This window comes from Nocardia vinacea NBRC 16497 (assembly GCF_000308835.1).
GTDB classification, from domain to species: Bacteria; Actinomycetota; Actinomycetes; order Mycobacteriales; family Mycobacteriaceae; genus Nocardia; species Nocardia vinacea.
The window spans coordinates 1-11,556 of record NZ_BAGN01000368.1; the positions used below are offsets into that span (position 1 = coordinate 1).

11 protein-coding genes and 1 pseudogene are annotated in these 11,556 nt (G+C 65.8%); 4 read left to right on the forward strand and 8 right to left on the reverse strand.

All coding sequences use genetic code 11. The features are described 5' to 3' along the window. Nucleotides 1-237: pseudogene (locus ON44_RS34550) on the forward strand (Rpn family recombination-promoting nuclease/putative transposase); the annotation flags it as partial. Between the two features lie 36 nt (nucleotides 238-273). Here ON44_RS34550 and ON44_RS34555 read toward each other — a convergent pair. After that, nucleotides 274-1,458 (reverse strand): acyl-CoA dehydrogenase family protein, encoded by a 1,185-nt coding sequence (locus tag ON44_RS34555; protein ID WP_051182751.1) that lies wholly within the window; start codon nucleotides 1,456-1,458, stop codon nucleotides 274-276. Between the two features lie 132 nt (nucleotides 1,459-1,590). On the opposite strand from ON44_RS34555, the gene ON44_RS34560 reads away from it, so the two are divergent. After that, nucleotides 1,591-2,100, forward strand: coding sequence for a DoxX family protein (locus tag ON44_RS34560; protein WP_040698508.1), 510 nt, complete (start codon nucleotides 1,591-1,593; stop codon nucleotides 2,098-2,100). A 68-nt stretch (nucleotides 2,101-2,168) separates the two neighbouring features. Here the strand turns inward: ON44_RS34560 and ON44_RS34565 are convergent, their stop codons facing one another. Genes ON44_RS34565 through ON44_RS34590 form a run of 6 tightly spaced genes read right to left on the reverse strand, consistent with a single transcriptional unit; the run spans nucleotide 2,169 to nucleotide 8,932 of the window. After that, complete coding sequence (locus ON44_RS34565; protein WP_051182752.1) at nucleotides 2,169-2,600, reverse strand: PaaI family thioesterase; 432 nt, start codon at nucleotides 2,598-2,600, stop codon at nucleotides 2,169-2,171. 29 nt (nucleotides 2,601-2,629) lie between these two features. Continuing rightward, on the reverse strand, nucleotides 2,630-4,207 hold the full coding sequence (locus tag ON44_RS34570; protein ID WP_040698510.1) for a class I adenylate-forming enzyme family protein: 1,578 nt from the start codon (nucleotides 4,205-4,207) through the stop codon (nucleotides 2,630-2,632). Further along, nucleotides 4,200-5,798, reverse strand: a complete 1,599-nt coding sequence (locus tag ON44_RS34575; protein ID WP_040698513.1) for a class I adenylate-forming enzyme family protein — start codon at nucleotides 5,796-5,798, stop codon at nucleotides 4,200-4,202. Before ON44_RS34575 ends, ON44_RS34570 begins: the two co-directional genes overlap by 8 nt. Further along, nucleotides 5,788-7,299, reverse strand: a complete 1,512-nt coding sequence (locus tag ON44_RS34580; RefSeq protein ID WP_040698516.1) for a class I adenylate-forming enzyme family protein — start codon at nucleotides 7,297-7,299, stop codon at nucleotides 5,788-5,790. Before ON44_RS34580 ends, ON44_RS34575 begins: the two co-directional genes overlap by 11 nt. Continuing rightward, nucleotides 7,299-8,102 carry an enoyl-CoA hydratase/isomerase family protein gene (locus ON44_RS34585; RefSeq protein ID WP_040698529.1) on the reverse strand — a complete coding sequence of 268 codons (804 nt, stop codon included), beginning with the start codon at nucleotides 8,100-8,102 and terminating at the stop codon, nucleotides 7,299-7,301. The genes ON44_RS34580 and ON44_RS34585 overlap by 1 nt, the downstream gene beginning before the upstream one ends. Nucleotides 8,103-8,128: 26 nt before the next feature. Next, complete coding sequence (locus ON44_RS34590) at nucleotides 8,129-8,932, reverse strand: enoyl-CoA hydratase/isomerase family protein (RefSeq protein ID WP_040698518.1); 804 nt, start codon at nucleotides 8,930-8,932, stop codon at nucleotides 8,129-8,131. Between the two features lie 115 nt (nucleotides 8,933-9,047). Here ON44_RS34590 and ON44_RS34595 point away from each other — a divergent pair, with 115 nt between their 5' ends. Next, on the forward strand, nucleotides 9,048-9,761 hold the full coding sequence (locus tag ON44_RS34595) for a hotdog family protein (protein WP_040698519.1): 714 nt from the start codon (nucleotides 9,048-9,050) through the stop codon (nucleotides 9,759-9,761). Then, nucleotides 9,758-10,654, forward strand: a complete 897-nt coding sequence (locus ON44_RS34600) for an enoyl-CoA hydratase/isomerase family protein (protein ID WP_040698520.1) — start codon at nucleotides 9,758-9,760, stop codon at nucleotides 10,652-10,654. The genes ON44_RS34595 and ON44_RS34600 overlap by 4 nt, the downstream gene beginning before the upstream one ends. A 72-nt stretch (nucleotides 10,655-10,726) precedes the next feature. Here ON44_RS34600 and ON44_RS34605 read toward each other — a convergent pair whose 3' ends face one another. Next, complete coding sequence (locus ON44_RS34605; RefSeq protein WP_040698523.1) at nucleotides 10,727-11,536, reverse strand: enoyl-CoA hydratase/isomerase family protein; 810 nt, start codon at nucleotides 11,534-11,536, stop codon at nucleotides 10,727-10,729. Between the last annotated feature and the right edge of the window lie 20 nt (nucleotides 11,537-11,556).

The window sequence follows — 11,556 nt, forward strand, 5'->3', positions numbered from 1 at the left end:
TCGCGCGCCCAAGCTAAGGAGGTCATCGTGACTACCGCTGACAGGTTGCGTGCAGAAGGTGAAGCGCGTGGTGAAGCACGCGGGCGGGCGGCGATGTTGATCGAGCAGTTGGCGCTGAGGTTTGGTCGGCTGCCTGCTTCGGTGGAGCAGGCTGTCCGTGATACTGGGTTGGAGCAGCTCGAGGTGTGGTCCGCGCGGGTGCCCACGGCAAGCAGCCTGGACGATGTACTGGCCTGAGCGGGGTGTTTCCGCACCGGTCGCGCTGTCGACGCATTACTGCCCGCGCTGGGCGTTCTTGACGAGTCCGCCGCCGATGATCAGACGCTGGATTTCGCTGGTGCCTTCATACAGTCGCAGCAGCCGGACGTCGCGGTAGATGCGTTCGACCGCCACATCACGCATATAGCCGGTGCCGCCGTGCACCTGCACCGCCAAATCGGCGACCTTGCCCGCCATTTCGGTGCAGTACAGCTTCGCGACCGAGGGCGCAATGCGCCGGTCCTCGCCCGCGACCCAGCTGCGCGCTGCGTCGCGGACCAGCGCCCGGCCCGCCATGACCCCGGTCTGCATATCGGCGAGCATGGACTGCACCAGCTGGAACTGCCCTATCGCAGTGCCGCCCTGAGTGGCCGTCGCGGCATAGGCCACGGATTCGTCGAGGGCGCGTTGCGCGGCGCCGACCGCGAGTGCGGCGATATGGATGCGGCCGCGGGCCAACGAGGTCATCGCCGCGCGGTAGCCGATATCCTCGCTGCCGCCGACCAGTGCCTCGGGACCTACGCGCACATCCTGGAATCGCACCTCCGCCGTCCACGCGCCTTCCTGCCCCATCTTGCGGTCCTTGGGCCCTACCTCGACGCCGAGGGAGTCGGCGGGCACGAGGAATACCGCGATACCCGCACCGTGCTCGTCGGCCGGGCGGGTGCGGGCGAAGGTGATGAACAGATCCGCCACGGGAGCATTGGTGATGAATCGCTTCTCGCCGTTGATGATCCAGTCGGTTCCGGAGCGGGCCGCCGTACTCCGCAACGATGCCGGGTTGGAACCCGCCCCGGATTCGGTGAGGGCGAACGAGGCCACCACCTCGCCGGAGGCGATGGGTTCGAGCCATCGCGACTTCTGTTCCTCGGTGCCGAATCCGACCAGTACCTGTCCCGCGATCCCGTTATTTGTGCCGAACATCGACCGCAACGCGAGCGTGGTGTAGCCGAACTCCATCGCCAACTCGACGTCCTGTGCGAGATCGAGACCGAGCCCACCCCATTGCTGGGGAATGGCGTAGCCGAAAAGCCCCATCGCCTTGGCCTGTTCGACGATCTCGTCGGGCATCCGGTTCTCCTCGGCGATCTCGCGCTCCCGCTCGACGACAACGGTCCGGACGAACTTCCTGGTCTGGGCCAGGATTTCACGGAAATCCTCCGCCGTTACCGGCTCGACGCCGGTCGACGTACTCGTCATGACATGGCCTCCTGTTGACCGCTCGGCTTGCGTGTATAACATTACTGTAATGCCAGCGGTATGGAATACGGTAGCGCCCGGACAGCGCGGGCCGGGTGCCAGACCTTCGTTCTCGATGTATTGGTTGCTGCGATGAATGCTTATGACGTCGGCCTGTTGCTACTGCGAGCGTGCCTCGGTCTGACCATGGCCGCACACGGATACGGCAAGATCTTCTCGGGTGGACGGCTCGCCGGCACTGCCGCCTGGTTCGACAGCATCGGGATGAAACCGGGCGCATTGCACGCGCGCCTGGCGGCGGGGTGCGAGGTCGGCTTCGGCATCGCACTCGCGGTCGGCCTGCTCACCCCCGTCGCCGCAGCCGGATTCGTCGCGCTCATGCTGGTGGCGGCGTGGACCGTTCATCGGACCAATGGGTTCTTCATCGTGGGCAACGGCTGGGAGTACAACATGGTGCTCGCGGTGGCGGCGATAGCCGTAGCGATACTCGGCGCCGGGCGGATCAGCATTGATCGGCTGATTTTCGACGCCGATCAACCCTATGGCTGGGTGGGTTTCGCGATCGCGGCCGGTCTCGGAGCGGTATCCGGTATCGGGCAACTCGCGATCTTCTACCGGCCGCAGGCCACGACGGTTTCCTGATGTTGAAACAGACGACGTCCCGCCGCGCGCTCGACACCTGCGCCGTCGAGGACTTCGGCCGTGCTCGGCTACGGCTCGACGGCACCGGTATCGAAGTCTGCCGCCCCGGTGTTGAAATCGACTGTGGCGAAGTTGACGGTCGCGAGCGCGGCCAGTTCGTTGCCCGGCATGCCCCGCACCTCGACTTGGACGACGATGGACCGTTTCCCCGCGTGCACGATCTTGGTCACGGCGCGCGCCGCGCCGTCGGTGATGGGGCGGAAATAGCGCACACTCAGATCCGAGGTGACCACGCCACCGCCGTTCGGCCGCATCGCCAATGCCGCCGTGCCCGCCGCGATATCGGCCAGTGTCGCGATGAGGCCGCCCTGCAGTCCGCCCGAGGTGTTGACCACGTGCGGAGCGACCGGCAGCTCCCAGACAGGTGAGTCGTCCGCGCCGCCGTTTCGGCGGAATCCGATGTGGTCGAGGAGCCCACTGATCGCTTGCATCGCTGTCATGTTTTCCCTCACCTTGCCGTTCACCGTATTCAGTTACTGCCTTGGCGCGACAGCAGGTCGCGCAATGCCGTGATATCGACCTTGCCGGTCGATCCACGCGGGATGCGCTCATCGGACTCCAGCAGCAACCAGATCGTCGGCACTTTGAACGCACTGAGCCGTTGCCGCGCGTCGGTGCGGAGCCGATCGATGGCGATATCACCCACCACGGCTGCGGCTACCCGATGACTCTGCCCTTGAACGACATTGGTGACGAAAGCGTTCTCGACGCCGCCGATACCGCGCAGGGCCTGCTCCACTTCACTGGGGTAGACGGTGGCGCCGCTGACCTTGAACATGTCGTCGGAGCGGCCGTGATAGAACAGGAATCCGTCTTCGTCGAGATGGCCGAGATCGCCGGTGGGATAGAACCCGTCGTCGGTCAGCAGGTCTTCGCGACCGCGGCGGCATATGCCGCGCAGCGTGTGCGGTCCGCGGAGTTGAATCTCACCGACCGCGCCCGTGGGTGCCGGACTGCCGTCCGTCGGATCGACGATGCGCACCTCCATACCGGCAAACGGTCGTCCGCAGCTGCCCGCCGCGGTGTCGGGCATATCGGTGTCGGCGCGGTAACCGCAGTAGGGGCCGAAGGATTCGGTCATGCCGAACAAGTTGGCACGCGCACCGGGTCGTGAGCGCTGCTCGGGCGGTAGAAATGCCTCGAGGCTGCCCGGTCGCAGCGCCGAGAGGTCGGCGCCGATCGTATCCGCCTGGCGCGCAAGCATTTCGGCCTGATCGGGCCAGCCGCGAAAGAGGGTGACCCGTTCGCGTTCCAGCAGTCGCACTGTGGTCTCCGGTCGCGGAATCGCCTCGGTGACCAGGGTGGCGCCCGCCAGCAGCGCGGACAGGACACCACCGCCGAAACCGCCCACCCAGAAGAAGGGCATCGGCAGGTACAGCCTGGTGCCGCCGTCGATGCATCGGTCGGCGAGTCCGGAGCGCACGGCGCCGAAGGCGTTGCCGTGTGAATGGATTACGCCCTTGGGGAGACTCCGGCTTCCGGAGGTGAACATGATCGTCAGCGGGTCGGCGGCGGCGACGGTGCGCGCCAGAGCGGCGGCGACCTCGGTGGCCGTTGCGGTGACCCGCAGCCCATCCACCTGTTCGTCCGTCCACACGCGCCGTAGTGCGGGCAGAGCCGGGTCTTGGATCGGCGCGTCGTCGAAATCGCGGAGCCCCAACTCGGATCGAAGACCCTCGACATAGCGGTGCCCGCGGAACTCCTCGACCGTGATCACGAATTCCACTGCGGCGACACGTAATTGCGCGACCAGCTCCGGGGTCTCGAGCAAGGTGCTGAGCGGAACCAGCACCGCGCCGATACGTGTGAGTGCGACCGCGAACTGCACCCAGTGGACGCTATTGGGCATGATCAATCCCACCCGGGTGCCCTTGCCGACACCGGCTTCGACGAATGCTGCGGCCAGCTGGTGTGTCGTCGTGTCGAGTTCGGCGTAGGTCAGGTGTGCGGTCGGATCGATGATCGCCGAGTCGGCTCCGTTGTGGTCGGCGCGCAGACGTATCAATGCGTCGACGGTGCATGCGGTCGCCGCGACATCCTCAGGCATCGAACATCTTTCGGAGTCGTTGGAGATCGACCTTGCCGCTGGACAGCAGCGGTACATCGGCAAGGCGCAGCGATAGGAACCGCTTGGGAATCTTGTATGCCGAGAGTTCGGTCTTCAGCCGTTCCCGGAGCTCACCGTCGTCCAGGCCGGTGCCGTTCGTCGTGACGACGACCGCCGCGACCACCTGACCGTGATCGGGATCGGGCAGTCCGATCACGTGCGCCGCTGCTCCGGTGGCCTCGGTGATCGCTTTCTCCACCTCGGCCGGGGAGACGTTCGCGCCTGCGGTCTTGATCATCGAAGCGTGTCTGCCGATGAAGTAGACGAAGCCGTCGCCGTCGACGCGCACCAGGTCACCGGTGTGGAACCAGCCGTCGGCGTCGAAACTCTCCTCCCGGCTGCGCTTGTAGTACCCCTGCATGACATAGGGCCCGCGGATGCACAGCTCGCCGACCTCACCGGTCTCGACCTCGGCGCCGGTGTCCAGGTCGACGATCTTGATGTCGAATCCGGGGGCGGGCTTGCCGAATGAGCCACGGCGCTGCTCCGGCTGATCGGATTCGTCGCCGCTGAGCAGTACGACACTGCCCGCTTCGGTCAGGCCGAGCATATTGTGGCGCAGCTCGGGATCGCGGGGACGCACCTCCTCGGCCATGATCGAGTACAAATTGCCTCGGCGCATGCTGGACAGATCGCGATCGGCATAGCTGGGATGCCGGGCGAGATGGGCGATGGCCGCCGCGAAACCATTTGTCATCGTCGGCTTCTCGGCCTCCAGCAGATCGAGGGTCGCACCGGCGTCGGTGGCATTCGAGCACACCAGGGTCGATCCGGCGACCAGGGTCGCCAGCAGCCCGAAGGCGAATCCGCCGATCCAGAAGAACGGCGAGTTGCAGAACAGGATGTCTGTTTCGGTGAGTCGGCGGATCTTGTTCAAGTTCTTCTGGTGGTCGAGGAGTGCGCCATGGGTGTGCACGACTCCCTTGGGTGCGCTGGTGGAACCGGAGGTGTAGATGATGGCCAGCGGGTCCGAGCTGTCGACATCCCGCTCCATCGCGGTGAGCAGTGCGTCGTCGACCGACTCGGCGAAATGGTCGAGGCCCTCGATACTGCGGACGCGGCGCGGATCGGTGCCGTAACTGATCGCGACGTGGCGCAGCTGAGGGACCGTACGGCAGAACAACCTGCCCCCGGAGCCGAACTTCGAGCCGGTGAGCACCTCGGTCAGCCGCTGGACGTAATCGTGGGAGCGAAAACTCGCTGCGGTCAGCAGGATTCGGATATCACCGTCGACCAACTGCTCGCGTATCTCGCCGGCGGTGGCGAAAGTCGAGAACGGGACGATCACCGCACCGATCCGCGCGGCCGCGAGTGCGCCGACGACGAAGTCGGCGCTGTTGGGATACAGCAAACCGATATGAGTGCCCTTACCGGCCCCGAGTGCGATCAGTCCCCGGGCGAGCCGGGCCGAGCGGCGCTGCGCTTCGCCGTAAGTGATGCGCTCCTCGTCGCAGATGAACAGCGGATGATCGGGCCTGGTACGGGCGTGCCGGTGCAGAAACTGTGCCACCGTGGGGGAGTCAGTAACCATTGTCGCCTCGCACGGCGGCCGCGGGTTCGCTGAAGTGATGCCGCACCGCGCTCAGATCCGCCTTACCGGACGGTGTTCGCGGAATGGCCTCGACAATGGCGATCTCGGTGGGAATCTCATAGGCCGCCAAGCGTGTTCGGAGGAACTGCACCAATTCGTCGGTTCCGGCGGTCGTGTCATCGCGCAATTCCACCAATGCCACCGGCGTCTCCCCGAGACGCTGGTCAGGCCGGGCCACCACCGCCGCCCCCTGCACGGCGGGATGGCTTTCCAGGGCGCTGCGCACATCGTCGGGCATGATCTTGAAGCCGCCCCGGATGATCGCCTGATCGGCCCGCCCCAGGATCCACAGAAATCCGTCCGCATCGATGCGAGCGATATCGGTGGTGCGGATCCAGGCCGCGGATGGTCCCAGCTGTCCGGGGATGACCTCGAGCAGGCCGGGCCGGTCGGCCCCGAGGACCGTGCCGTCCTCGTCGACGACTCGCAGCCTGGCGCCGCCGCTCGCGCGACCGACGCTGCCGCGCTTGGCATTCCAGTACCGCTGGTGATCCGACAGCGTCCAGCCCGCGACGCCGCCACCGAATTCGGTTGCGGCATAGGACGTCAGGACGGGAATGCCGAACTTCTCGTAGAAGGCGTCGGCGTCGGCGGCCGACAGCGGCGCCGTGCCCGAGGTGACGACACGGATACCCGCGAGATCGTCGCTGCCCAGATCCGAATTCAGCACCGTGCGCAATGCGGCGGGCACCAGCGATACCGCGGCCGGACGATGCGCACGTACCGCCTTGGCCCAGCTGCTGAGTTCGAACCGTGGCAACAGCACGAACGGCCGGGCCTCGGTGACGCACTGCAGTATTCGGAATATGCCGCCGATGTGGACCAGCGGCGCATTGACGATCGCGACACCGCGTCGTGGTTCGCTGGGTGGCGTCGAACCAGCCGGGTCGGATCCGAGCACGCTGCGCGCCAGCATGTCGTAGGTGATATCGACGCGCTTCGGCGGCCCGGTAGTCCCGCTGGTCAGCATGCGCACCGCCACCCCCGGCTCGGCAGCACCGAAATCGTGGGGATGCCCGGTCGAATGCGGCTCCACATCCAATTCCGAGATCGATACCGTCGCGGTGCCCGATTCGGGCGTGACCAGCGCCGCGAGATCGCTGGCACGGCCGATCACCAGTGGTAGCCGCAGCGCCGCGATATCGGCTCGGATCCGGTCGTCACCGCGTGCCGGATTGATCACCACGACGCTGCCGCCACCGAGCAGGACGCCGAGAAACGCGGCAACATGCTCGGGCCGATTGCGCAGCAGAATGCCGACCTGCCGTGGCATCGCGCCGGGCGTGGACGTGTAGGAGCAGATACGACGTGCCATATCGCCGAGCAGTCGCCAGGAGAACCACCGATCGTCGTATTCGATCGCGGGCGCGTCCGGCCGCAGGTCGAGCACATCCGCGATGCGTCGAATCAGAGGATGGCCCTCGCTCGGATAATCGTTCATCACCGGATCCTCGGTTCAGTCGGAACACGCTGTGGCGCAGTGCCGTTACGCTCGTCGGCCAGTTGGGCGGTACCGATCGGATTGCCGAGGCGCGTGTAGATGAGTCCGTGGTCCAGCGCCGCTCGATAGGGCTTGTCGAGTGATTCCCAGATCGCTTTGACCGTGCCCTGCGTGGCCGCGGGTGGTTTGGCGGCGACGGTGGCCGCGATCTCGTGCGCGCGGGCCCAGAGTCGGTCGCGCTCGACCACTTCCGTCACGAGTCCGATGCGCAACGCGGTTTCCGCGCCGACCCGTTCGTCGTTGCCCATCAGCGCCATCCGCAAGGTGTCGCCGAGGCCGACGCGTCGCATGAGCCCGACGGGCTCCAATGCGGAGACCAGGCCCGCCGAAACATGTGAGTCGAAAAAGGTGGCCTCGGTCGAACAGATCACGATGTCGGCCTCGTTGACGAAATAGAACGCGCCCGCGGTGCACATGCCGTGCACGGCGCACACGACCGGCTTCCACATCTTCTGCCATTTCGGGCTGAGTGCTTCACCGGGGTCGTCGTGATGCCAGACGCTGGCGGGCTGTCCGTACGGCGTCTTGACATCCAATCCGGCGCTGAACGCTCGGGTACCCGCCGCGCGCACGACGACGGCGTTGACCGAATCATCGAGTTTGATCAGGCGCCAGGCGCTTTCGACTTCCTCGCACATGGTCCGGTCGAAGGCGTTCAGGCGTTCCGGCCGGTTCAGGGTAAGGGTGGCGACCCGGTCGATGGGATCGGACTCCAGCACGATGGTCTCGAACCCGGTACTCATCGAGGCGATATCGACCGGTCCGGTACTCATCGGCACTGCCAATCCGGGGTCCGCTTCTCGATGAAGGCCTTGGGCCCCTCGAGCGCGTCCTCGGTGCGGGTGACGCGCTCGCGGAACGATTCGGCGAGCATCTCCGCTTCGTGCAGCGGCACGTCCAATCCCTTGACGATGGCCAGTCGAGTTCCCCGAACCGCAAGCGGCGCATTGGAATTGACGATGTCGGCAATCTCGTGTGCGCGCTCGAGCAGCCGGTCGTGCGCGACGACCTCGGTGATCATGCCCAACTCATAGGCACGCTGCGCGCTCATCCGTTCGTGCTTACCCATCAGCGCCATGCGCAGCGCGACCGAACGCGGCAGCACCCTGGCCAGCCGCACCACCTCGCGGCCCGCGACCAAACCGATGCTGACGTGCGGGTCGAAGAAGCTCGCGCGCTCCGAGGCGATAACGATATCTCCGGTGGTGACCCAGTCGAGTCCTGCGCCGCAACACAATCCGTTGATCGCGGCCAGAATCGGTTTGGTCATGGCGCGAAACGGCGGTGTGCCCTCTTGCGGTGCCTCCCACTGCTCATAGGTGGACAGATACGGCCGTTCGTTGATCACCTTGCCGTCACCGGGAATGGCCTTCACATCCGCGCCGGTGCAGAAGGCCCGCCCGGTGCCGGTGACGATGATCGACCAGACCTTGTCGTCGTTCTCCGCCTCGTCGTATGCGGCCCGCAACTCGGTGATCATGTGCGGGCTGAGCGCATTGAGGGCGTCCGGCCGGTTCAGTGTGACGGTGGCCGTATGCCCGTCGACGTCGTATCCGATGGTGTCGAACGGCATGGATTTCCTTCCCGGGCACAACTGCTGACGCACGCTACTGATATATATACAGTAGACAGTACCGTTAGGCTTCTGCAAAGTTTGCGGATACGTATCGACGACGAAATGAGGTCCGATGGCCGAGCACGGGCAATCACCCCCGGACGGCGCCACGGCCGCGACCGGATCGGCGATTCGTTTCGGTGAGCAACCGCTGCCGCAGACCATGGCCGCTGCCGCTGCCATCCGCAGGCTCGGCGGGTTACTGCTGTCGTTGGAACATCCCCATCCGACCGTCGACGCCATGCTCGGGCGATTCGCCGAGTGGGAGCGTGAACTGCGCCTGGCGGTCCCGCCGGATCCGGCGCCGCGGGTCGGTGCCACTCAAAGTGCTTCGCAGCGGGTCTATCTGGACCACGCGTCGGATATCGGCGCATTCAATCCCTGTTTTCCGGAATACCGATTCGACCATCTCGGCATGGATGCGGCCGCGGGGCGGGTCACCTTTCCGCTGGTGCACGAGGGGCCGCCCGGGCTCGTGCACGGCGGCTTCCTCGCGGTCTTCTTCGACGCCGTCGTCCAGCATCAGAGTTGCGTGGTCGGCCTGACCGGCAAGACCCGCTCGCTGAATGTCACCTATCGCCGTCCGACGCCGATCCTCGTCGAGCTGCGATTCGAGATCGTCCGGTCGGTGGGGGAGACCGGCATCGAATCGATAGCGCGGCTGATTCTGGATGACCAGGTGCTGTGCACGGCAGTCATCCAGACGGTGGCCTTGCCGCCCGAGCGGCTGACCGGGGCGCGATACGGAAAGCGATCCCCGAAAGAGAAGGAAGGGACGCATCGATGACCAGTTCGAGTGCCGCTGACGGCCGCGTGGTCTACCACGTGGAACCCGACAAGCGGATCGCCATTGTCACCCTGAACAATCCGGGTCGGCGCAATTCCTACGATGCGGCCATGCGCGATGGTCTGGCCCGATATCTGGACCAGGTCGCCGCGGATGACGACATCACCGTCGTGCTGCTGCGCGGGGCGGACGGTGTGTTCAGCACCGGTGCCGATATGAACAACGCCTACGGCTGGTACGGCGAGAGCGCCGGAAACGGCAAGCGGCCGACCAAGAGTCGGCCCAGCCAGCGACGGCGGCTGACCGTGGATCGCAAATCGTTCGACTTCTATCACAATTTCCTCGGCTTTCCGAAGGTCACGGTGGGCGAGATCAGTGGCTACGCCCTCGGTGGCGGTTTCGAAATGGCGCTGATGACCGATATCTCGGTGATCGCGCGGGATACGAAAATCGGTATGCCCGCGACTCGTTTCCTCGGGCCCGCGCTCGGCAGCCTGCATATGTTCTTCCACCGGCTCGGTCCGGTGCTCGCGCGCCGCCTGCTGTTGACCGGCGACATCATCGAGGCGGGCGGCATCGAACATCTCGGCGTCTTCACCGAAACGTGCGATGCCGCAGCGGTGACCGCTCGGGCGCGGTACTGGGCCGAGAAGGCGGCGAAGATGCCTGCCGATGGCGTCGTCATAGCCAAGGAGGCGTTCCGGCTCGTCGAACAGAGCCAGGCCTATCAAGGCGAGGAAGTGGCGAGCTATCTCTTCCACGCATTCGGGACCAATCTGCAATTCGCCCCTGGCGAATTCAACTTCGTCAAGACACGCGCGGAGCACGGGACCACCGAAGCATTCCGGCTGCGGGACGAACACTTCCATGTCCCAGAACCCGAGGCACCGTAGCGAGTCAGCTCACGAAGGCCCCGGCGCGATCGTTTCTCGCCGGGCCTCGATCAGCCGACTCGCGTTCGGCTGCTATCGACCCTGGAAATCCGGCGGGCGACGCTGCTGGAAGGCGGCCAGGCCCTCCTTGAAATCTTTGGTGCGGCAGGCGAGTTCGAGGGCGAAGAGTTCGTGGTTCAGTGCTTCGGGCAGGGCGGTGTGCTGGTTGTGATGGATGGCCTGTTTGGTGAGTCCGAACGCGATGGTCGCCGCCGCGCCGAGACGGGTGAGTAGTGCGTCGGTGTGCTGTTCGAGTTCGGCGGGGTCGGTGACCTGATGGATCAGGCCCCAGTCGGCCGCGTCGGTGGCCTCGACCTTCTCGCCGAGCAGCAGTAATCGTTTGGCTCGGGTGAGGCCGACGAGGCGGGGCAGAAGCCAGGTGGATCCGGTGTCCGGGCTGAATCCGCGGGCCAGGAAGGGCTCCCAGAACACGGCATCGGCGGCGGCGATGGTGAAGTCGGCGGCGAGCGCGAGGTTGCATCCCATACCGGCCGCCCAGCCGCGGACGGTGCACACCACGGGCAGCTGAATGGTGTGGAGGAGTTCGATGACCCGGTGCGCGGTATGCGGTATGCGGCGGACGAGGTCGCCGGTCCGTGCCCGGTTGGCGCCGCTGTTGGTGGCGACCCAGTCCACCCCGGAGCAGAAATCGTTGCCCGCGCCCTGGATGTGGATGACGCGCAGGGTGTCGTCGGTGGCGGCAGCGGTGAGCGCGCCGACCAGATCGTCGATCATGGTGGGGCTGAGTGCATTACGCCGGGCAGGACGATCCAGGGTCAGGCGCAGCAGGGGGCCGTCGCGGTGGCTGTGCACCGTGCCGTCGGTGGTGTCGCCATCGCTCATTGTTGTACTCCGCGTCTTCG

What these genes read in the sequence shown, in the direction of transcription:
- ON44_RS34555 (WP_051182751.1), bottom strand. Translation starts at nt 1,458, where the DNA reads ATGACGAGTACGTCGACCGGCGTCGAGCCGGTAACGGCGGAGGATTTC.
- ON44_RS34560 (WP_040698508.1), top strand. Translation starts at nt 1,591, where the DNA reads ATGAATGCTTATGACGTCGGCCTGTTGCTACTGCGAGCGTGCCTCGGT.
- ON44_RS34565 (WP_051182752.1), bottom strand. Translation starts at nt 2,600, where the DNA reads ATGACAGCGATGCAAGCGATCAGTGGGCTCCTCGACCACATCGGATTC.
- ON44_RS34570 (WP_040698510.1), bottom strand. Translation starts at nt 4,207, where the DNA reads ATGCCTGAGGATGTCGCGGCGACCGCATGCACCGTCGACGCATTGATA.
- ON44_RS34575 (WP_040698513.1), bottom strand. Translation starts at nt 5,798, where the DNA reads ATGGTTACTGACTCCCCCACGGTGGCACAGTTTCTGCACCGGCACGCC.
- ON44_RS34580 (WP_040698516.1), bottom strand. Translation starts at nt 7,299, where the DNA reads ATGAACGATTATCCGAGCGAGGGCCATCCTCTGATTCGACGCATCGCG.
- ON44_RS34585 (WP_040698529.1), bottom strand. Translation starts at nt 8,102, where the DNA reads ATGAGTACCGGGTTCGAGACCATCGTGCTGGAGTCCGATCCCATCGAC.
- ON44_RS34590 (WP_040698518.1), bottom strand. Translation starts at nt 8,932, where the DNA reads ATGCCGTTCGACACCATCGGATACGACGTCGACGGGCATACGGCCACC.
- ON44_RS34595 (WP_040698519.1), top strand. Translation starts at nt 9,048, where the DNA reads ATGGCCGAGCACGGGCAATCACCCCCGGACGGCGCCACGGCCGCGACC.
- ON44_RS34600 (WP_040698520.1), top strand. Translation starts at nt 9,758, where the DNA reads ATGACCAGTTCGAGTGCCGCTGACGGCCGCGTGGTCTACCACGTGGAA.
- ON44_RS34605 (WP_040698523.1), bottom strand. Translation starts at nt 11,536, where the DNA reads ATGAGCGATGGCGACACCACCGACGGCACGGTGCACAGCCACCGCGAC.